The organism is Hypericibacter adhaerens (genome assembly GCF_008728835.1).
Classification (GTDB): domain Bacteria; phylum Pseudomonadota; class Alphaproteobacteria; order Dongiales; family Dongiaceae; genus Hypericibacter; species Hypericibacter adhaerens.
In genome coordinates this window covers 454,020-474,749 of record NZ_CP042582.1, presented here as the reverse complement: position 1 = coordinate 474,749, position 20,730 = coordinate 454,020, and the positions used below count along the sequence as shown (strand labels likewise).

Genomic DNA, 20,730 nt, shown 5'->3' with positions numbered 1-20,730 from the left:
CGGCGAGACGGGCCTTAGAGAGAGAAGACAAACTGGTCATAGGCCACCCCCTTTTCCTTCAGCAAGCCCTGCAGCCGCTGCCAGGACCGATCGAGGCCTCGCTTGCGATCGGCCTCGGCATTCTCGATCGCCGCCAGTTCGCGATAGAGCGGGACGATCGTGCCCTCGACGATGCGGCGCTCCGGCAGGCGGCGGCTCGAGTGATAGCCCAGGATCTCGCCCGATGCGCCGAGGCTGGGCGTGACATGCGCCAGGACCCAGTAGTGATCGCCGGTCTTCGTCATGTTCTTGACGTAGGCGAAGATCTCCTTGCGCGCCTGGATCGTGTCCCAGAGCAGCTTGAAGACGCAGCGCGGCATGTCGGGATGGCGGATCAGGCTGTGGGGCTGGCCCAACAGCTCGGATTCGTTGAAATCCGAGATCGCCATGAAGGTGCGGTTGACGTAGGTCAGGCGCCCCTTGAGATCGGTCTTGCTGACGATGATCTCGTGAGGCTCGAACCTGCGCTCGACATTGGTGGGGGAGACCGCTTGCGCGAGTTTGCGCGAAGCTTGGCTCTGCCGCGGCACAAGAGGTTCCGCAGCGGCGAGGGCGACGGTCATGGTGGGAAATCAGGCTCCGCTTCAGGCAAATGGCAATAGGTCAGGAGAATCGAACGACGAATCTCGGCGCACTATCCAATCCGGGAAATGAAAGAACATTTAAGCGACCGGTCCTCCCGTGGCGCTATCGATCGGCGACCGCGACGACCGGCGCGACGTAACGTCACGGGTTCCGCTCGCGCGCTCACGTCACTTGCGAGCGGACCCAGGCGATATGCTGGCGCAGATGATAGAGATGCTCGGCATAGGCCAGCGGAATCTTCATCCGGCTCAGCTCGCCCTGCAACCGGTCGAGGTCGGTGCGCAGCGCCTCGCGATCGCTGCCTTCCTGGTGCGCCGCCGCCTCGATCAGCCGCAATCGCCGGTAGCGCTTGTAGAGCTTGCGCTGCACCTGCCAGCGATAGAGCGGGGGGCCCAGCCGGAACAGCGGGATCGCCAAGGTGAGGACCGGCACCAGAAGGATCAGCAGCCGGTCGGCCCAGACGGCAACCCAGAACGGAAGATAGCGATAGAAGAACGACGGCCCTTTTTCGAGGAAACGGGCCGCGTCGTCATCGAGCGGGAAATCGACCAGGCTCGCCGACGGGAAGCGGCCTTCGGGCGCGAAATCCTGGCGCGGACCGTGAACCTTGGCCATCGCCTCGAGCAGCAGGTGCACCAGCGCCGGATGCAGATCCTCGCGAACCACGAGCTGGGCGGCCGGCGCCACCATGGTGACATCCGTGCGGGGCAGATCGCGCGGCAGATCGATCGTGCCGGCGGGCAGGGTCACGACGGAAAGAAAGGGCAGCGCGTAGCGGAAGGCGGCCGCCCGCGTGAAATCCAGCAGCACCAGATCGCGATCGGCGGCGAGCTTGGCGAGAAGCGGGCTGATCCGCGCGCTGACGAAGAAGGCCGCGTCCAGATCCCCGGACTGCAATTGCGCCGCCGCCTCGCCGCCGCCGATCGCCACCAGGTCGGCATCCTCCGGCCCGACGCCGCTGGCCGACAGCAGCTGGCGCGCGACGACCTGCGTCCCGCTCCCGGCCTGGCCGACGGCGATTCGCTGTCCCGCGAGATCCGTCAGCCGCCGGGACCGGCTGCCTTCGCGCACGAACACCCAAACCGGTTCAAAGAACAGGCTGCCGAGATCGCGCAGATGCGGTAGCGCGGCCGGATCGCCGACGCCGCCCTGAACGAGCGCGGCGTCGACCTGACTTGCCGGATCGGACAGCAGCGCCAGATTCGCCACCGTGCCCTCGGTGGGAACGAGCTCGAGCGTCACGCCCTCTTCGGCGAGAGACTGGCGATAGAGATCGCCGATTGCGGCATAGACGCCGCCGGGCACGCCCGTCGCCAGCTTCAGCGTGCGCGGCGGGAGCGGCGCCATGTACTGCGCCGCGATGTAGAAGCCGATCGCCACCAGCAGCAGGATGAGCCCGTATACTCGCAGGAACTCCCGCAAAATTCGAAGGCCCTCCCCCGCCCGCTCGCGAGCCGATCGCTCACGGCCCTGGCATCTTCGAGTTTAGCCAGACCGAACGTCCGGCGACAGCCCCAGCCCCCGCGCGGACTTTTCGCCCGAGCGACCTCCAGGTTGTGGCGACATTACGGTTTCGCGCGAGGTCCCTCGCCGGTCGGCCGACGCCGGCGCGCGGGGGAGCACGGCTTTGCATCATCGCGCCGGAACATGGTTAATAACGAAGAGCGCACGCTCTCGAGATCATCCCGATTTGCGATCATCGCGATCCCATCGGACGATCACGCACGGGACGGCAATGCCGTGTGATCATGTCGATCGCATCGGCGGTTGCGACACCGCGGGCGCGTGGGTATAAAGTCCGACCGAATTTCGACGTCGACCTCAATTTTGAATTCATGCATTGGATCGATCATTTCATCCGTTGCTTCGACGCGCGGGCGACATTGCGATCGGCAGAATTGGTTCCCGTGCTTGGCTGTGCCATCCCATCGATGGAGTCCTTGCGGACCTGGCGGATCGAACGGCGCCATCCGGGTCGTCGCAACGGCGGGCCGGCCCGGGCGGCATCGATTTTTGTGAAGAGCTTCCTAGACGCACGGTGCGGAGGCTTGTGCTACTCCGACGATGCCGGACAAGGGGCCATAGATCGAAATGACTATAGGATAGACCCTATGCGCGGCCTACCGGGATGGAAGACTGGCCTAAGCAAGTGCCCAAGAACAAGGACCTAGGCGGCGGAAGATCGCAGGGTCACGGCCAATTGAGGGGGTGAATCGTTGACATGCAGAAGCAGGGCCAGACGATAGAGAATACCATCGTCTGCGTCGGCCCGGCATCCGTTGAGCAGGAAGCAATCAAGGGATTGCTGGCTCAGCTCCGTCCTCAGGGCGAGATCGGTTCGGCAGCGACAGTGGCGGCCATCGCGGGCCGCATTGCAGCGGGGGAGACCCCGGCCATGCTGCTTGTGCTCGATTCCGCCGCCGCCGAGGCGCAAGAGGGATGGATCGCCGCGCTCAGGGCCCGTCTGCCGCGGCTGCAGGTCGCCATCTATGGAAGTTTCGACGATCTGGCGGTGCAGACCTGGCTGCGTCACGGGGTCGATGCGCTGATCGAGCGCAACATGCCCGCCAACGAGGTGCTCGACACGATCACCTTCGTTCTCGCCGGCAATCGCTACGTGTCGCCGGGCCTGTTCCTGGCCGGCAGCCGACAGGAAGTGCCCTGCAGCCTGCTGGCCAGCTGCGGATGGCGGTCCTTCCTGCTCGAGGACCTGCCGGTTCCCATGCTGATCATCCAGGGCGAGCGCTTCGTCTATGCCAACATGGCGGCCAAAGCGATGCTGGCCGTTGCCGACGAGGAACTGCTCCGGCTGCGCTTCTGGGACCGGGTCGCGCCGACGCGCCGCCAGGAGGTGCGGGATCTGGTGCTCGGCTGGCAGCGGGGCGAGCCGATCGTCGCGCGGATGCCGGTGACCTTCCTGGGCGCCGGCGGCAAGCTGGTCCAGACCGAGTGGTTCTCCTGCCTCACCCGGATCGCCGGCCGCACCGCCGTCGCCACGATCTGCACGCCCAGCCCGGACGGCTGGGAGGGACGCCCGGCCGACGACCGCACCGCGCCGCCCCCGGGCGTACCGCGGCCCACCTTGACCACCCGCCAGAGCGACATCCTGGCGCTCCTGGCCAACGGCGCCTCGAACAAGGAGATCGCGCGCCGCCTCGAGCTGTCCGAGGCGACGGTCAAGCTCCATGTCCACCGCATCCTGCGCGTCCTTGGCGGCAAGAACCGCACCGAGGCCGCCCATCTGGCCCGCACGCTGGGGCTGCTGGACCGCTAGGCAAGATTCCGGCCCGCCGCGGTACATTGCCGATCGTTTAGGTTTATCAATCGGTTCGATTCCTTTCCGCAGGAATCGGGCGGCTCTGCCGTGTAGCTCTCGGAACAGATTTCCGACACCGGCCGCGTCGCCCGATCCGTCACTCCGGGGGCGATCGAGGGGCCGGATCCCTCGAACTTCCCCGTGGATGGGCGGACGATCCGATGACCGAGACCATTCTGGCGAGCGAGCGCCTGCGCGCCGAAGGCCCCAACCGGGCGCCCGCCGCCCTCAAGGCCGCACCCACCCGCGCCCGGTCGAAGAGCCGCCGCCGGCGCCTCCTGGCCGTGCTGGTCCTGCTTCTGCTGGCGGCCGGCGGGGCCGCGGCCTGGCATTTCGCCCGGGCCTCCACCGCGCCGACCCATGTCCCGACCGTGGCCGTCACGCGCGGCAATCTCGAAGCCTCGCTCACCGCGGTCGGCGCGCTGCAGCCGAAGAACTATGTCGATGTCGGCGCCCAGGTGTCGGGCCAGCTGCAGGCGCTCCATGTCACCTACGGCTCCGAGGTGAAGCAGGGCGACCTCCTGGCCGAGATCGATCCGGCGGTCTATAGCGCCAAGGTCGCCTCCGAGCAGGCCCAGCTCAAGATCCTCAAGGCCCAGATCGCCGAGCAGCAGGCCCAGCTCGCCCTGGCGCAATCGCAGAACGCCCGCAACCAGCGCCTCTACAAGCAGAACGCCGTGAGCCAGGACGTGCTGCAGACCGGCGAGGCCGCCGAGGCCGTGGCGCACGCGCAGATCGCGGCCCTCCAGGCGCAGCTCGAGCAGGCGCAGTCGACCCTCGATGGCGACCTCGCCAACCTGCAATACACCAAGATCTATGCGCCGATCACCGGCACGGTGGTGTCGATCTCGGCGCAGCAGGGCCAGACCCTGAATGCCAATCAGTCGGCGCCGGTGATCCTGCGGATCGCCGACCTCGACACCATGACCGTCTGGGCCCAGGTCGCCGAGGCCGACATCGTCAAGGTCAAGACCGGCATGCCCGTGCATTTCAGCACGCTCGGCATGCCCGACCGGCAGTGGACGGGCACGGTGCGCCAGATCCTGCCGACCCCGGAAGTCATCAACGACGTCATCCTCTATGACGTGCTGATCGATGTCGCCAACCCGGATCACGCGCTGATGACCCAGATGAGCGCCCAGGTCTTCTTCGTGCTGGGCGAGGCCAAGGACGCGCTGCTGGTGCCGATGGCGGCCCTCCAGCCCGTGACCGTCGCCAGTAACGACACCGGCGAAGGCACGCCCTACCGGGTGAAGGTCCGCACCGCCACCGGCACCGAGACCCGCGAGATCCGGGTCGGCCTCAGCGACCGCGCCAACGCGGCCGTCATCGCCGGCCTGTCCGAAGGCGACCATGTGGTGCTGCCGACCGCCACGGGCAGCAGCGGCCAGGCGGCGGCGCAGCGCAGCCAGCAGCCCCCGGCGAGGCTCGGGTTTTGAACGCGATCAACCAGACCTTCGCCGCCGGCGGGCCGCCTTTCTCGCCGGACGTGCTGACCGAGCCGCTGATCGAGCTGGAGGAGGTCTCCAAGCTCTATCCCAGCGGCGACGGCATGCTGGTGGCGCTCGACCGGGTCTCGCTCACGATCCGGCGCGGCGAGTATGTCGCGATCATGGGCCAGTCGGGCTCGGGCAAGAGCACCCTCATGAACCTGATCGGCTGCCTCGACCAGCCCACGAGCGGCCATCTGCGCGTGGCCGGCCGGGACGTCGCCGAGCTCGACAGCGACGAGCTGGCGGAGCTGCGCCGCAACGTCTTCGGCTTCGTGTTCCAGCGCTACAACCTGCTGGCGACGGTGACGGCGGCCGAGAATGTCGAGATGCCGGCGATCTATGCGGGCCTGCGCCACCGGGAACGCTCGGAGCGAGCGGCAGCCCTGCTGGAGCGGCTGGGGCTGGGCGAGCGCGGCCATCACACCCCAAGCCAGCTTTCCGGCGGCCAGCAGCAGCGCGTCTCGATCGCGCGCGCCCTCGTCAACGGCGCCGAGGTGATCCTCGCCGACGAGCCCACCGGCGCTCTCGACAGCCATAGCGGCCAGGAAGTCCTGGCCCTGCTGCGCGAGCTCAACCAGGAAGGCCGGACCATCCTGCTGATCACCCACGATGCGAGCGTGGCGGCGCAGGCCCGGCGCATCATCCGCATCCATGACGGCCGGATCACCGACGATTCGAAGCCCGACAGCGGCCTGGCGGCCCCCGCGCCGGCCGACAGCTCGGTACCTCACCGCCGGGCCGCGACGGCGCTCCATTTCCTGGAAGCGGTCAAGATGGCGCTGCGCTCGCTGCATGCCAACCTGTTCCGCACCGTCCTGACCCTGCTCGGCATCGTCATCGGCGTGGCCTCGGTCATCACCATGCTCGCGGTCGGCGACGGCAGCCAGCAGCAGGTGATCGACCGCATCTCGGCCATGGGCACGGACCTGATCCTGGTCCGGCCCGGCGCGCCCAACATCCGCAGCACCGGCGACATCGCCACCCTGACCCCCGACGACGCGGCCGCCATCGCCGGGCTCGCCAATGTGCGCCAGGCCGTGCCGGAGCGCAGCGCCGGCGCCACGCTGCGCCACGGCAACCGCGACTATGCGACGACCGTGGACGGCACCTGGCCCAGCTTCAGCGACGCGCGCGACTGGCCGGTCGAAGCCGGCAGCTTCTTCACCAACGAGGATGTGAAGAGCTACGCGCCGGTCATCGTGCTGGGCCGCACCGTCGCCGACAACCTCTTCGGCACGGGCGCCAACCCGATCGGCCAATATCTGCTCGTCAGCAACATCCCCTTCGAGGTCATCGGCGTGATGGCGGCCAAGGGCGCCTCGCCCATGGGCACCGACCAGGACGATGTCGCCTTCGTGCCGCTCTCGACCGGCCTGATGCGCATCTTCGGCAAGCAGTATGTGCGCAGCATCACGGTCCGGGTCGACGACGTGGGTCAGATCGACGACACCCAGGCGGCGGTGACCTCGCTCCTGATCCAGCGCCACAAGACCGAGGATTTCCAGAGCCGCAACATGTCCTCGCTGCTGGACACGGTCTCGCAGACCCAGGGCACGCTGACGCTGCTCCTGGGCTCGGTCGCGGCGATCTCGCTTCTGGTGGGCGGCATCGGCGTCATGAACATCATGCTGGTGAGCGTCACCGAACGCACCCGCGAGATCGGCGTGCGCATGGCGACGGGAGCGCGGATGCGCGACATCCTGCTGCAGTTCAACGCCGAGGCGGTCGTGGTCTGCGGCATCGGCGGCGCGATCGGGGTGGCGCTCGGCCTCGTCGCCAGCCAGATCGCCGCCGGCTTCGGCATCCCGATCCTGCTGTCGCTGCCGCCGGCGCTGGCGGCCTTCGGCTGCGCCTTCCTCACGGGCGTGCTGTTCGGCTATCTGCCGGCCCGCAAGGCGGCGCGGCTCGATCCTGTCGTGGCTCTCTCAGCCGAGTGACGAATATGGGCAAGATATTCGCGATCTCACGCAAACGCCGTTGGCTGCAGTCGAGCGCCTTGGCACTGGCCCTCGCGCTGGGCGCCTGCAGCCTGGTCCCGGATTACAGCCAGCCCACGGTCGCGGCTCCGGCCGACTGGCGCAACCAGAGCGCCAGCGTCACACCCGCTGCCGTTGGCAGCGACGAGGCGGCTTCGGTCATGGCGCAGGCAGGCAGCGACAAGCTGTCGGACCATTGGTGGACCGCCTATGGCAATGACGAGCTCGACCGGATGGTCGAGACGGCCCGCAACGACAATCACGATCTCCTGGCCGCGATGCGCCGGATCGACCAGGCCCGCGCCCAGTCGCACGCGGCGGCCGCTCCCCTGTTCCCGACCGTCGAGGCCGATGCCGGCTCCAGCCGCAGCGGCAATGGCCGCACCTCCGACGTCTCCGTCTCCTACAATGCCGGGCTTTCGGTCGGCTACGAGCTCGATCTCTGGGGCAAGAACCGCGCCGCGCTCGAGGGGGCGGATGCCAGCTTCCAGAGCAGCGTCTATGACGCGGCGGCCACCGACCTCGTGCTGCAGGACGATGTGGTCACGACCTACCTGACCCTGCTGTCGCTGGGCGACCGCCTCAAGGTCGCGCAGGCGAACCTCAAGGATTCCGAGGACACCCTCAACCTGGTCGAGATCCGCTACAAGGAGGGCGCGGCCTCCGCGCTCGACGTGGCGCAGCAGCGCCAGCAGGTCGCCAGCACCCGCGCCACCATCCCGTCGCTGCAGAACCAGTACGACCAGAACCAGGCGGCCCTCGCCCTGCTGCTGGGCCTGCCGCCCGCCTCGCTCGAGCTCGAGCAGGCGAGCCTCGATTCGGTGAAGTTGCCGGGCATCGCGGCGGGCCTGCCCTCGACGCTGCTCGAGCGGCGGCCCGATCTGCGCAAGGCCGACGCCGATCTGCGCGCCGCCAATGCCCAGATCGGCGTGACGCGCGCCGATTTCCTGCCCACGATCCAGCTCACCGGCAGCGGCGGACTGGCGAGCGACGCGCTGACGGCGCTGTTCCAGCCGGAGAGCGCCCTCTACAACCTCGCGGCCTCGCTGGTGGCGCCGCTCTTCGACGGCGGCCTGCGCGAGGCGAACTACGACCAGTCGGTCGCGCGCTTCAGGGAGCTGGCCGAGACCTATCAGCAGACGGCACTCACCGCCTTCCGCGATGTCGAGGTGGCGCTCGCGGCCCAGCGCAGCAGCGCCGATCAGGAAGCGGCCCTCCAGGAATCCGCGGACCAGGCGCAGGCGGCCCTGACGCTCGCCAACCTGCTCTATCGCGAGGGTGCCGCCGACCTTCTGACCGTGCTCGACGCGCAGCGCGCCCAGCTTCAGGCGCAGGACAGCCTGGTGCAGGCCCGCCTCGCCCGGCTCCAGGCCGTGGCCGACCTCGCCAAGGCGATGGGCGGCGGCTGGCAGGACACGCAGATGGTGGCGGGGCTGTAGAGGCCGATTCGTTCTGTCCCTTCCCCCGGAACGGGGGGAGGTCAGGAAGGGGGCTGCGCGATGTCAGACAGCGAGCGGCCCCTAGCCCTCCCCCGAAGACGGCGGAGGGGACGATACCGAATCTTTCGCCAGGATCTGCGATAGGCGCCGGCCGAGCTCGGCGGTGCGGAAGGGCTTCGACAGGAGCTCCTGGTCGGGATCGACCCCTTGCGCCGAGATCATGTCGCGCTCGACAAAGCCGGAGGTGAAGAGCACCCGCAGATCCGGGCGCTGGCGCTGCGCCTCGCGCGCCAGCTCGAACCCGCTCATGCCCGCTCCCAGGATCACGTCGGTGAAAAGCAGATCGACGGACAGGTCCGCCGACAGCAGGCGCAGCGCTTCCGGGGCGCCGTCCGCCACGACCGCCTCGTAGCCCAGCGCCGTCAGGGCGGTGCGCGAGAATTCCCGCATCGCCGGGTTGTCTTCCACCACCAGGATCCGGCGCCCCAGGATGGCGGCGGTCGGAGCCGCCGCCTCGAGAGGCGGCGCGCTGCGGCCGTCGCTCGACCGGGGCAGGTAGAGCTTGACCGTGGTGCCGCGGCCGCTCTCGCTATAGATCGTGACATGGCCGCCCGACTGCTTGACGAAGCCGTAGACCATGGGCAGCCCGAGACCCGAGCCCTTGCCCACCTGCTTGGTGGTGAAGAAGGGCTCGAAGACGCGGGTCAGCACCTCCGGCGCCATGCCGCCGCCATTGTCGCTGACCGCGATCATCACATAGTCGCCCGGCGTGATCGTGCTGTCGGCCGGGCTGTCGGCCTCCTCGAAGGTCTGGTTCAAGGTGGCGATGGCGAGCCGGCCGCCCGAGGGCATCGCATCGCGGGCGTTGATCGCCAGATTGAGGATGGCGCTCTCGAGCTGCACCCGATCGGCATTGATAGGCCAGACGCTCTCGCCCAGCGCGGTGCGGATCTCGATCGTCTCGCCCAGCGTATGGCCGAGCAGCTCCGACATCTCGTTGACGAGCAGATTCACCTCGACCCGCCGCGGCTGCAGCGTCTGCCGCCGCGAGAAGGCCAGGAGCCGGTGGGTCATGGAGGCGCCGCGCTCGGCCGCCTCCATCGCGCGCTGGAGCATGCGCTGATCCTCGGGCCGGTCCGCCAGCCGGACGATGAGGAGATCGAGGTTGCCGACGATGACGCCCAGGAGATTGTTGAAGTCGTGGGCGATGCCGCCGGTGAGCTGGCCCACCGCCTCCATCTTCTGCGCCTGCTGGAGCTGGGCCGCGACCGCCCGCTGGTCGGTCACGTCCTGGACCGTGCCGGACATGCGCACCGGCTCGCCGGTCTCGCTGCGGGCGATCTCGCCCCGTTCCTGGACGGTCCGCTGCTCGCCGTCGGGACGGACGATGCGGTAGTCGATGCGATAGTTACTCTGGCTGTGCAGCGACCGGCTCGCCGAGGCGACGATGAACTCGCGGTCTTCCGGATGGACCTGCTGCAGATAGGCGTTGTAGCTCGGCTCGAACGCGCCGGCCTCGTATCCGAAGATCCGGAACACCTCGTCCGACCAGCCGATCCGGCCGGTGGCGATGTCCCAGTCCCAGTTGCCGATATGGGCGATGCGCTGCGCGTTGGCCAGGCTCTCCCGGCTCTCGCGCAAGGCTGCCTCCGCCTGCCGCCGCTCGGTCACATCCTCGAGCAGGGCCACGATCCCCAGCACCCGCCCGCCCGCGTCGATATGCGGCACGTAGTGCGCGTGGCATAGCCTGCGCTTGCCGTCCGGATGGGTCAGATCGCGGTCGAACTCCTGCCTTTCGCCGCGCAGGGCGGCTTCGACATAGGGCCGCACCACCTCGCAAGCCTGCCGGCCCAGGACCTCCATCATGCTGCGCCCGATGGCCCGCTCGGCCGGCATGCACCACCATTCGACGAAGGTGCGGTTCACATAGCGGTAGCGCAGACCGGCATCGAAATAGGCGATCAGCACGGGCAGGGCGTCGGTGACGAGGCGGAGCCGCTCCTCCTCGAGCGTCCGGGCCGTCGCCAGGTCCGATTGCCTTCCCTCCCAGACCGTGCCGCCGTCTTCCGCCCGATAGGGGATGGCCTCGATCCGCATCCGCCGCGGCCGCCCCTGGACGTCGAAGGGCCCCTCCCAGCGAAGCGGCGTCAGATGCCGTTCCGACTCGGCGATCCGGTCGCGGAGATCCTGGCGCGCGGCGACGGCGGTCAGATCGAAGAAACGCTCCGCGTTTTCCAGGATCCGCTCGGGCGGGATGCCGTTCAGCTCGAGGCAGCGAGGGCTCACATAGTCGAAACGGAAATCCCCCTCCGGGCGATGCCGAAGAAGGAAGATCATCGCGCGCCCTCAGGCCCATCGGTCGGGCGATCTGCAACCGCAAAGAGCACAACCGGGCCGACCCCGACCGGCCCTCCCGGCCGGGATGCGACGTCGCGAGATCGATGTTCCTTCCCGAACATCTCGCCTGGGTCAGCCTCGTTCGCCATGGCGTGACGGCATTCGCAAGAGCCGGCAGCGGCTTGAGATCCGACGGTCCCCGCCAGAGTGACGGGATACGCCGGGAAAATCATCAGAAATCATGAGGATTCACCGGCGCTGGACATTGGTCGCATCGCCAATATCGGCGGGCGATGGGGCCGCCCCGGAGGCGCCGCTCATGCCTCGATCGGCCGCGTTCCGGGATCGGCGGGGCCGGGTCCCGTCGCGGCCTTTATGGATTTCTTATGGGGCGGGGGCCGGTCCCACATCCCGCTCCTATCGATGCGCCGGCGCAACCCGCTCGAATTCATACCCGCGGAAGCGCTTCTCTCTCACCGAAGCCATGCGTCCCCCCGATCGGCCACGCGCCGACCGGGCGCGACGCGACGGCCTCATGCAGGCCAAGGAGAACGAGCATGTTGGACATTTTGATGCTGGTGCTGGGCTTGGCCGGTTTCGGCCTGATGATCGGCTATGCCGCGATTTGCACGCGTCTGTAAACGGACCTAGGGAGCGAACCCGATGTTCGACTATCTGCTGGGCGGCGGCGTCTCGCTCGCCATCCTCGTCTATCTCGTCTACGCGCTGCTGCGCCCCGAAAAATTCTGAGGCTCTGCCATGACCGCGAACGGAATCCTCCAGATCGCGCTCTATTGCGCGATCATCCTGGCCCTGGCCGTGCCGGTGGGCCTCTATATGGCGCGCGTCTTCTCGGGCGAACGCACCTTCCTCTCGCCCCTGCTGCGGCCGGTCGAAACCATTCTCTACCGGCTCTCGGGCGTGGACCCGAACAAGGAACAGCACTGGCTGACCTACACGGTCGCCATGCTGCTCTTCAACCTGGTCTGCTTCCTCTCGCTCTACGGCCTGCTGCGGCTGCAAGGGCTGTTGCCCTTCAACCCGCAGGGCATGGGCGCCATGGCGCCCGATCTCGCCCTCAACACCGCCATCAGCTTCACCACCAACACCAACTGGCAGAACTATGGCGGCGAGACCACGCTGGGCTATTTCGTCCAGATGGCGGGGCTGACGGTCCATAACTTCGTCTCGGCCGCCACCGGCATCGCCATCGCGGTGGCGCTGATCCGCGGCTTCGCGCGGCGCTCCACCCAGACCATCGGCAATTTCTGGGTCGACCTGACGCGCTGCTCCCTCTATGTGCTGCTCCCGGCCTGCATCGTCCTGACGCTGGTCATGGTGTGGCAGGGCATGCCGCAGAACCTGAGCAGCTATACCGACGCCACCACGCTCGAGGGTGCGCATCAGGCGATCGCGCAGGGGCCCGTCGCCTCGCAGCTCGTGATCAAGATGCTGGGCACCAACGGCGGCGGCTTCTTCAACGCCAACTCGGCGCATCCCTACGAGAACCCGAACGCCATCACGAACCTGATCCAGATCGTGATGATCTTCGTGCTCGGCGCGGGCCTGACTATGACCTTCGGGCGCATGGTCGGCAACATGAGGCAGGGCTGGGCGCTGTTCGGCGCCATGGGCCTCCTGTTCCTGGCAGGCGCCCTCGTCGCCTACGGGGCCGAGGCCGGCGGCAATCCCGCCTTCGCCTCGCTTGGCGTCGACCAGACCGCCTCGGCGCTCCAGGCCGGCGGCAACATGGAGGGCAAGGAGGTCCGCTTCGGCATCGCCAACTCCGCCCTCTTCGCCACCATCACGACCGACGCCTCCTGCGGCGCCATCAACAGCTGGCATGACAGCATGATGCCGCTGGGCGGCTTGATCCCGATCGTCAACATGCAGCTGGGCGAGATCATCTTCGGCGGCGTGGGCGCCGGCCTCTACGGCATGCTGCTCTTCGCCATCCTCGCCGTCTTCATCGCCGGCCTCATGGTCGGGCGCACGCCCGAATATGTCGGCAAGAAGATCGAATCGCGCGAGGTCAAGATGGCCATGCTGGCGATCCTGATCCTGCCGCTCTCGATCCTGGGCTTCACCGCGCTGGCCAGCGTGCTGCCGGCGGGTCTCGCCGGTCCCTTGAACCAGGGCCCGCACGGCTTCAGCGAGATCCTCTATGCCTTCAGCTCGCAGACGGCGAACAACGGCAGCGCCTTCGGCGGCCTCACCGGCAACACCCTGTTCTACAACCTGACCGGTGCCGCCGCGATGATGATCGGCCGCTTCGCCATGATCGTGCCGGTGCTCGCCATCGCCGGGTCGCTGGCCTCCAAGAAGCTGGTGCCGGCCTCCGTCGGTACCTTCCCGACCGACAACGGGCTCTTCGTCGCGCTCCTGATCGGCGTGATCCTGATCACCGGCGGTCTCACCTTCTTCCCGGCCGACGCGCTGGGTCCGATCGTCGAGCACCTGCAGATGCAGGCCGGCTCGCTCTATTGAGGTCGATATCATGAACGACAACATGAAATCCGGGGCTTTCAGCGAGAGCCTCATCCATCGCAAGCGCGGCGTCGCCGGCATTTCCGGCGACATCCTGAGGATCGCGGTCCGCGACTCCTTCCGGAAGCTCGATCCGCGCACGCTGGTCCGCAATCCGGTCATGTTCGTGGTCGAGATCGTCGCGGCGCTAGCCACGGTGATCCTGCTGCGCGACATCCTGGCCGGCCATCCGGGCGTCGGCTTCACCGCCCAGATCGCCTTCTGGCTCTGGTTCACCGTGCTCTTCGCCAACTTCGCGGAAGCCGTCGCCGAAGGCCGCGGCAAGGCCCAGGCCGAGAACCTGCGCCGCACGCGGACCCAGACCCAGGCCAAGAGGCTCGCTGACCCCAAGGGCCGCCAGTTCGAGAGCGTCTCCGCCCTCAAGCTCAAGGCAGGCGATATCGTGCTGGTCGAGGCCGGCGATACGGTCCCGAGCGACGGCGAGGTGATCGAGGGCATCGCCTCGGTCGATGAATCGGCCATCACCGGCGAATCCGCACCCGTGATCCGCGAGAGCGGCGGCGACCGCTCGGCCGTCACCGGCGGCACCCGCGTGCTGTCGGACTGGATCAAGGTGCGCATCACGGCCGCGCCCGGCTCCACCTTCCTCGACCGCATGATCGCGCTGGTCGAGGGCGCCGTGCGGCAAAAGACGCCCAACGAGATCGCGCTCAACATCCTGCTCGCGGGCATGACGATCATCTTCGTCTTCGCGACCGTGACGATCCCGAGCTTCGCCAGCTTCGCCGGCGGCAGCGTGCCGGTCGTGGTGCTGGTGGCGCTGTTCGTGACGCTGATCCCGACCACGATCGGCGCCCTTCTCTCCGCCATCGGCATCGCCGGCATGGACCGGCTGGTGAAGTTCAACGTGCTCGCCATGTCCGGCCGCGCGGTCGAGGCCGCGGGCGACGTCGACACGCTCCTCCTCGACAAGACCGGCACCATCACGCTCGGCAACCGCCAAGCCAGCGAGTTCCTGCCACTGCCCGGCGTCTCGGAGCGCGAGCTGGCCGACGCGGCGCAGCTCGCGAGCCTCAGCGACGAGACGCCCGAGGGCCGCTCGATCGTGGTGCTGGCGAAGGAGAAGTACGGCCTCAGGGGCCGCGAGATGGCGCCGCTTCACGCCACCTTCGTGCCCTTCTCGGCCCAGACCCGCATGAGCGGCGTCGACCTCGAGGGCGCCTCCATCCGCAAGGGCGCTTCGGACTCGATCATCGCCCATGTCCGCGCCTTGAACCCGCAGATCCGCATCCCGGCCGAGCTCAACAACCTGGTCGAGGATGTGGCGCTCGCCGGCGGCACGCCGCTCGTGGTCGCCAACGGCGCGCGGCTCCTGGGCGTGATCCATCTCAAGGACATCGTCAAAGGCGGCATCCGGGAGCGTTTCGCGGCGCTGCGCCGGATGGGCATCCGCACCGTGATGATCACCGGCGACAATCCGGTAACGGCCGCCGCCATCGCGGCCGAGAGCGGCGTGGACGATTTCCTCGCCCAGGCGACGCCCGAGGACAAGCTCGCGCTCATCCGCAAGGAGCAGGCCAACGGCAAGCTGGTCGCCATGTGCGGCGACGGCACCAACGACGCGCCGGCTCTCGCGCAAGCCGACGTCGGCGTGGCGATGCAGACCGGGACCCAGGCCGCACGCGAGGCCGGCAACATGGTCGATCTCGATTCCGATCCGACCAAGCTGATCGAGGTGGTGATGATCGGCAAGCAGCTCCTCATCACCCGGGGCGCTCTCACCACCTTCTCGATCGCCAACGACGTGGCCAAGTATTTCGCCATCATCCCGGCGATGTTCGCGGCCTTCTATCCGAGCCTCAATATCCTCAACGTCATGCATCTGCAGACGCCGCAGAGCGCGATCCTGTCGGCGATCATCTTCAACGCCTTCATCATCATCGCGCTCATTCCGCTGGCGCTGCGCGGCGTCAGATACCGCCCGCAGACGGCCGGCCGCCTGCTCTTCCGCAACCTGATGATCTACGGCGTCGGCGGCGTGGTCGTGCCGTTCATCGGCATCAAGCTGATCGATATCGTCATCTCCGCGGTCGGGCTGGCTTGAGAAGAAACCGGACCTGAGAAGGATCCTCCACCATGGCAAAAGAACTCCGTCCCGCCATCCTGTTGCTGCTGCTGCTGACCCTGATCCTGGGCGTCGCCTATCCGCTCGGGATGACGGGCCTGGCACAGCTCCTCTTCCCCTACCAGGCGAATGGCAGCCTGATCCTCGGCAAGAACGGCACCGTCATCGGTTCCGAGCTGATCGGGCAGAACTTCGCCTCGGAGAAGTATTTCCACGGCCGGCCCTCGGTCACCACCGGGACCGACGCCCAGGGCAACAGCGTTGCCGAGCCCTACAACGCCGCCAACTCGCTGGGTTCGCAGCTCGGGCCGACCGCCAAGGCCCTGATCGATCGGGTCACCGCCGACAGCGCGACGCTGAAGGCCGAGAATCCCTCGACGCCGGTGCCGGTCGATCTGGTCACGACCTCGGCCAGCGGCTTCGATCCCGACATCACCCCGGCGGCCGCCCTGTTCCAGGTGCCGCGCGTCGCCAAGGCACGGGGCCTGAGCGAAGACCGCGTGCGCCAGCTGGTCCAGGACAATATCGAGGGTCGCTTCCTCGGCCTCGTCGGGGAGCCCCATGTGAACGTCCTGAAGCTCAACATGGCGCTCGACGGGCTGGGCGGCTGACGATCCGGGGGCACCGATGATACGGCGCCATGGCATCCCTTCCCCGATGCCGCGGCGCTGTTTGAAGGCCGAAGGCTCCGGAAGCGGCGGTCATCCCACCGCCGCCCGGCCTTCGGCCTCTTCTTTTTCCGCCGGACGACCGGCCGGGCCCGCCGCCGTAAGGCCTGCGCCGGAACGACGGCTTCGGCTAGACTGACGCGCATGGCCGCTTCCGATCCTCCCGAGGCCGATCGCCGGCCCTCGCCCGATGCTCTCCTGGCCGCCGTCAATGCCGAGGGGCGCGGCCGTCTCAAGATCTTCCTCGGCGCCGCACCCGGCGTCGGCAAGACCTACGAGATGCTGCAATCGGCGCGGCGCAAGCGGGCCGAGGGCGTCGATGTCGTGGTCGGCGTGGTCGAGACCCACGGGCGGCGCGAGACCGAGGCGATGATCGAAGGGCTCGAGGTCCTGCCGCGGCGTCCCGTTTCCTACAAGGGCAAGACGCTGCAGGAAATGGACCTCGACGGCCTGCTTAAGCGGCGCCCGAAACTGGCCCTGGTGGACGAGCTCGCCCACAGCAACGCGCCCGGCAGCCGCCATCTCAAGCGCTATCAGGATGTCGAAGACCTGCTCGCGGCCGGGATCGACGTCTATGCGACGCTCAACATCCAGCATATCGAGAGCCTGAACGACGTGGTCGCACGCATCACCCGCATCCGGGTGCGCGAGACCGTGCCCGACAGCGTCATCGACCGCGCCGACGAGATCGAGATCATCGACATCACCCCCGAGGAGCTGCTCAAGCGGCTCAAGGAGGGCAAGGTCTATGTACGCGAGGCGGCCGAGCGCGCCGTCCGTCACTACTTCCAGCCCGGCAACTTGACGGCCTTGCGCGAGCTCGCCTTGCGGCGCACGGCCGAGCGCGTCGACGAGCAGATGGTCGACTATATGCGCGCGCACGCGATCCAGGGACCCTGGGCCGCCGGCGACCGCGTGCTGGTCTGCGTCAACGAGCGGCCCAACGCCGAGGGCGCCGTGCGCTACGCCAAGCGGCTGGCCGACCGGCTGCGCGCGCCCTGGCAGGCGGTCTATATCGAAGGACCGCGACATGCGCGGCTCAGCGAGGCGGATCGCGACCGCATCGCCAAGACGCTGCGGCTGGCGGAGCGGCTCGGCGCCGATACGCGCCACCTGCCCGGCGAACGCATCGCCGACGCGCTCCTCGCCTACGCGGGCGACAACAACATCACCCAGATCGTGCTCGCCAAGTCGAGCCGCTCGCGCTGGTTCGAGCTGCTGCACGGCTCGGTGGTGCACGAGCTGGCGGCAAAGGCCGGTAGCATCGTCGTCCATGTCGTGCCGGGCGAGACCCGCGAGCAGGCTCGCGAGGCCGAAGCCGACGCATCGACGCATGAGCCGGTCAATCCCTGGCGCTATGTCCGCAGCCTGCTGCTGGTGGCCGTCGCCACGGGCCTGGGCGAAGCCGTCCAGGAGCTGGTTACGATCCAGAGCCTGTCGCTGATCTACCTGGCGGCGGTCCTGATCAGCGCGATCCGCGACGGGCTGATGCCGGCGCTGGCGACGGCGCTCCTGAGTTCCGTCGCCTACAATTTCTTCTTCACGCCCCCGCTCTACACCCTCACCGTCACCGACCCCGAGAACGTCGTGGCGCTGGTCTTCTTCACCCTGACGGCGCTCCTGACCGGCGGGCTCGCCGGCCGTGCCCGGATCCAGGCGGAGGCGGCGCGCCACCGCGCGGCCGCGATCGGCGAGCTCTATGGCTTCAGCCGCAAGCTGGCCGGCATCGCCACCCTGGACGATCTGCTCTGGGCCTCGGCCCATCAGATCGCCGCGATGCTGAAGGTCGAGGTGGTGCTCTTGACGCCCAAGCCCGACGGGCTCGCCGTGCGCGCCGGCTTCCCGCCCGAGGACCGCCTCGACGAGGCCGACCTGGCGGCCGCTCAATGGTGCTGGGACCATAACCGCGCGGCCGGCCGCGGCTCGGACACGCTGCCGGGCGCCCGGCGGCTGTTCCTGCCGATGACGACGGCCAGCGGCAAGCTCGGCGTGGTCGGCATCACCCGCGCGGACGAGGGCGTGCTGCTGACCTCCGAGCAGCGCCGCCTGCTCGACGCGCTGATCGACCAGATCGCGGTGGCGATGGAGCGGGTCCGGCTCGCCGAGAGCGCCGACGAGGCGCGCATGCTCTCGGAAACGGAGCGGCTGCGCGCGGCGCTCCTGACCTCGATCTCGCACGACCTGCGCACGCCGCTGGCCACCATCATGGGCACCATCTCGAGCCTCAGGACCTACGGCGCGCTCTATGACGACGCGACGCGGGAGGAGATGCTGGCGGCGGCCCAGGAGGAAGGCGAGCGGCTCAACCGCTTCGTCGCCAATCTGCTCGACATGACCCGGCTCGACACCGGCGCGCTCGAGCTCAAGCGCGAGCCGGTCGATCTCGGCGACCTGGTGGGAACCGCGCTGCGCCGCGCCCAGCCGATGATCGGCCACCGCAAGGTCGATGTCAGCCTCGCGCCCGACCTGCCGCTGCTGCGGCTCGATTTCGTGCTGATGGAGCAGGTGCTCGTCAACCTGCTCGACAATGCGGCAAAATACAGCCCGCCTCAGTCGCGGATCGCCATCCGCGCCCGGCAGGAAGACAAGCAGGTCATCATCGAGGTCATGGACGAGGGAACGGGCATTCCCGAAGACGCGCTCGAGCGCATCTTCGACAAGTTCTTCCGGGTCAAGGCCGCGGACCGCCAGCGCGCCGGCACCGGCCTGGGCCTCGCCATCTGCCGCGGTTTCGTCGAGGCGATGGGCGGCACGATCGTCGCCGAGAACCGTACCGACCGCACCGGCGCCCTCTTCCGGATCGCGCTGCCCCTGTCGGTCGCGCCCGAACCCGAGGGAGCGGCGAGCCTCGCATGACCAGCGATCGCGCCACCGTGCTGGTGATCGACGACGAGCCGCCGATCCGCCGCCTGCTGCGCACCACGCTCGCGGTGCAGGATTATCGCGTCGTCGAGGCCGCCGACGGCGCCGAGGGCCTGAGCCTGCTCCGGCATGAGCGGCCGGACGTGCTGATCGTCGATCTGGGCCTGCCCGACATCGACGGGCTGGAGCTGATCCGCAAGATCCGCGCGGAATCGCCGGTGCCCATCGTCGTGCTCTCCAGCCGCGACGACGAGAAGGGCAAGGTCGAGGCGCTCGATCTCGGCGCCGACGATTATGTGACCAAGCCCTTCGGCATGGAGGAGCTGGTGGCGCGGCTCAGGACGGCGCTGCGCCACCGGCTGCAGCAGCAGGGCGGCCGGCCGCTCTTCCGCAGCGGCGATCTCACGGTCGATCTGGTGCGCCGGATCGTGACGGTGCGCGGCGAGGAGGTGAAGCTCTCGCCGAAGGAATACGACCTGCTGCAGCAGTTCGTGCTCCATGCCGGCAAGGTCCTGACCCACCGGCACCTGCTGCGCGAGGTCTGGAAGGACGAGAACGGCGGCGACGTGCAGTATCTGCGCGTCTATGTGCGCCAGCTTCGGCAGAAGATCGAGGCCGATCCGGAACAGCCGGTCCATATCCTGACCGAACCGGGCGTGGGATACAGGCTGCAGGTACAATAGGGTCCTTCTGCCGGGTGATTGTCATCGGCCGGGGCGAGCGGTAGGCTCTCGGCCAGGTTGCAGAAAATCCATCGCCAGCCAGGACCGAGGGGGACGGTTTCATGCGCTTGGGCTTCATGCTGCTGGTGCTCGCGATCGTGATTGCGGCGCCTTCGATCGCCCGTGCCGAGGACATCAAACCGTGCCTCGCCGATTTCATCCGGCCCGGGACGCGGTTAAAGGTCGATCTGACGACCATGAAGCCGCCGCCGGAATGTCCCAGGTCCCGGCGCATTGCGAAGTTCAACGAAAATGCATTGGTGCTGAGCGCTGACGGCAAGATCAAGCCGACACTCGGCGCCGTCGACCCCGAAGGCGGCGAAGACAGCAGCGGGAAAGCCCCTTGGCTCGTCGTCTTCATCCTCCGCTTCGACCGAGAAGTCGACGTGGGCAGGCCGTTGGACCTGGCGAAAGCGCAGTTCGATGGGGGAACCGTGAGCGCATTGCCTTTCGACAAGGACCTGGGTGGAAACCCGGCCCTGCATGCGCTGGGTTTCGTCCTGCACGCCGACGAGAGCGGCAGGAACGCCGTCTGCCTGATGGCGTTGGACGACGGCACGGTCACGCTGGCGATCATCTGTCGCTCGACGACCTACACGATGGAAAACGATCGTATCGGCATGCTCGACCGCATGAGCCAAGATGACGTCGGCGCCATCCGGTTTTGAAAGCAGGAGAAGA

14 protein-coding genes are annotated in these 20,730 nt (G+C 68.1%); 11 read left to right on the top strand and 3 right to left on the bottom strand.

Annotation, left to right across the window (positions count from 1 at the left end; all coding sequences use genetic code 11):
- Nucleotides 1–14: 14 nt before the first annotated feature.
- Both FRZ61_RS02085 and FRZ61_RS02080 read right to left on the bottom strand, forming a co-directional pair.
- Nucleotides 15–602: a PAS domain-containing protein gene (locus tag FRZ61_RS02085; RefSeq protein ID WP_151114731.1), complete on the bottom strand. Its 588-nt coding sequence runs from the start codon at nt 600–602 to the stop codon at nt 15–17.
- Nucleotides 603–786: 184 nt separating this feature from the next.
- The gene (locus tag FRZ61_RS02080; protein ID WP_191909258.1) at nt 787–2,046 is read right to left on the bottom strand and encodes a TAXI family TRAP transporter solute-binding subunit; all 1,260 of its coding nucleotides are present in this window, start codon (nt 2,044–2,046) and stop codon (nt 787–789) included.
- A gap of 973 nt (nt 2,047–3,019) precedes the next feature.
- On the opposite strand from FRZ61_RS02080, the gene FRZ61_RS26545 reads away from it, so the two are divergent.
- From FRZ61_RS26545 to FRZ61_RS02060, 4 genes are all read left to right on the top strand, one after another.
- Nucleotides 3,020–3,898, top strand: a complete 879-nt coding sequence (locus FRZ61_RS26545) for a helix-turn-helix transcriptional regulator (protein ID WP_225309067.1) — start codon at nt 3,020–3,022, stop codon at nt 3,896–3,898.
- Nucleotides 3,899–4,101: 203 nt separating this feature from the next.
- Entirely contained in the window at nt 4,102–5,379 is a 1,278-nt protein-coding gene (locus tag FRZ61_RS02070) for an efflux RND transporter periplasmic adaptor subunit (protein ID WP_151114728.1), read from the top strand.
- A 113-nt stretch (nt 5,380–5,492) separates the two neighbouring features.
- On the top strand, nt 5,493–7,370 hold the full coding sequence (locus tag FRZ61_RS02065) for a MacB family efflux pump subunit (protein WP_151120637.1): 1,878 nt from the start codon (nt 5,493–5,495) through the stop codon (nt 7,368–7,370).
- Nucleotides 7,371–7,375: 5 nt separating this feature from the next.
- Nucleotides 7,376–8,848 carry an efflux transporter outer membrane subunit gene (locus tag FRZ61_RS02060; RefSeq protein WP_151114727.1) on the top strand — a complete coding sequence of 491 codons (1,473 nt, stop codon included), beginning with the start codon at nt 7,376–7,378 and terminating at the stop codon, nt 8,846–8,848.
- 81 nt (nt 8,849–8,929) lie between these two features.
- Here FRZ61_RS02060 and FRZ61_RS02055 read toward each other — a convergent pair whose 3' ends face one another.
- The gene (locus FRZ61_RS02055) at nt 8,930–11,185 is read right to left on the bottom strand and encodes a PAS domain-containing protein (RefSeq protein ID WP_151114726.1); all 2,256 of its coding nucleotides are present in this window, start codon (nt 11,183–11,185) and stop codon (nt 8,930–8,932) included.
- Nucleotides 11,186–11,848: 663 nt separating this feature from the next.
- Between FRZ61_RS02055 and kdpF the strand changes: the two genes are divergently transcribed.
- From kdpF to FRZ61_RS02020, 7 genes are all read left to right on the top strand, one after another.
- Entirely contained in the window at nt 11,849–11,935 is an 87-nt protein-coding gene (kdpF, locus tag FRZ61_RS26905) for a K(+)-transporting ATPase subunit F (RefSeq protein WP_151120636.1), read from the top strand.
- A 9-nt stretch (nt 11,936–11,944) separates the two neighbouring features.
- On the top strand, nt 11,945–13,672 hold the full coding sequence (kdpA, locus tag FRZ61_RS02045; RefSeq protein WP_151114724.1) for a potassium-transporting ATPase subunit KdpA: 1,728 nt from the start codon (nt 11,945–11,947) through the stop codon (nt 13,670–13,672).
- 10 nt (nt 13,673–13,682) lie between these two features.
- A complete protein-coding gene (gene kdpB, locus FRZ61_RS02040; RefSeq protein WP_225309066.1) occupies nt 13,683–15,776 on the top strand; it encodes a potassium-transporting ATPase subunit KdpB in 2,094 nt (697 codons plus the stop codon).
- 32 nt (nt 15,777–15,808) lie between these two features.
- Nucleotides 15,809–16,408, top strand: coding sequence for a potassium-transporting ATPase subunit KdpC (gene kdpC, locus FRZ61_RS02035; RefSeq protein WP_151114722.1), 600 nt, complete (start codon nt 15,809–15,811; stop codon nt 16,406–16,408).
- A gap of 201 nt (nt 16,409–16,609) precedes the next feature.
- A complete protein-coding gene (locus tag FRZ61_RS02030; protein WP_151114721.1) occupies nt 16,610–19,321 on the top strand; it encodes a sensor histidine kinase in 2,712 nt (903 codons plus the stop codon).
- Nucleotides 19,318–20,010: a response regulator gene (locus tag FRZ61_RS02025; RefSeq protein ID WP_151114720.1), complete on the top strand. Its 693-nt coding sequence runs from the start codon at nt 19,318–19,320 to the stop codon at nt 20,008–20,010. Before FRZ61_RS02030 ends, FRZ61_RS02025 begins: the two co-directional genes overlap by 4 nt.
- Before the next feature lie 101 nt (nt 20,011–20,111).
- Nucleotides 20,112–20,717 carry a hypothetical protein gene (locus tag FRZ61_RS02020; RefSeq protein WP_151114718.1) on the top strand — a complete coding sequence of 202 codons (606 nt, stop codon included), beginning with the start codon at nt 20,112–20,114 and terminating at the stop codon, nt 20,715–20,717.
- The last annotated feature ends 13 nt before the right edge of the window (nt 20,718–20,730 follow it).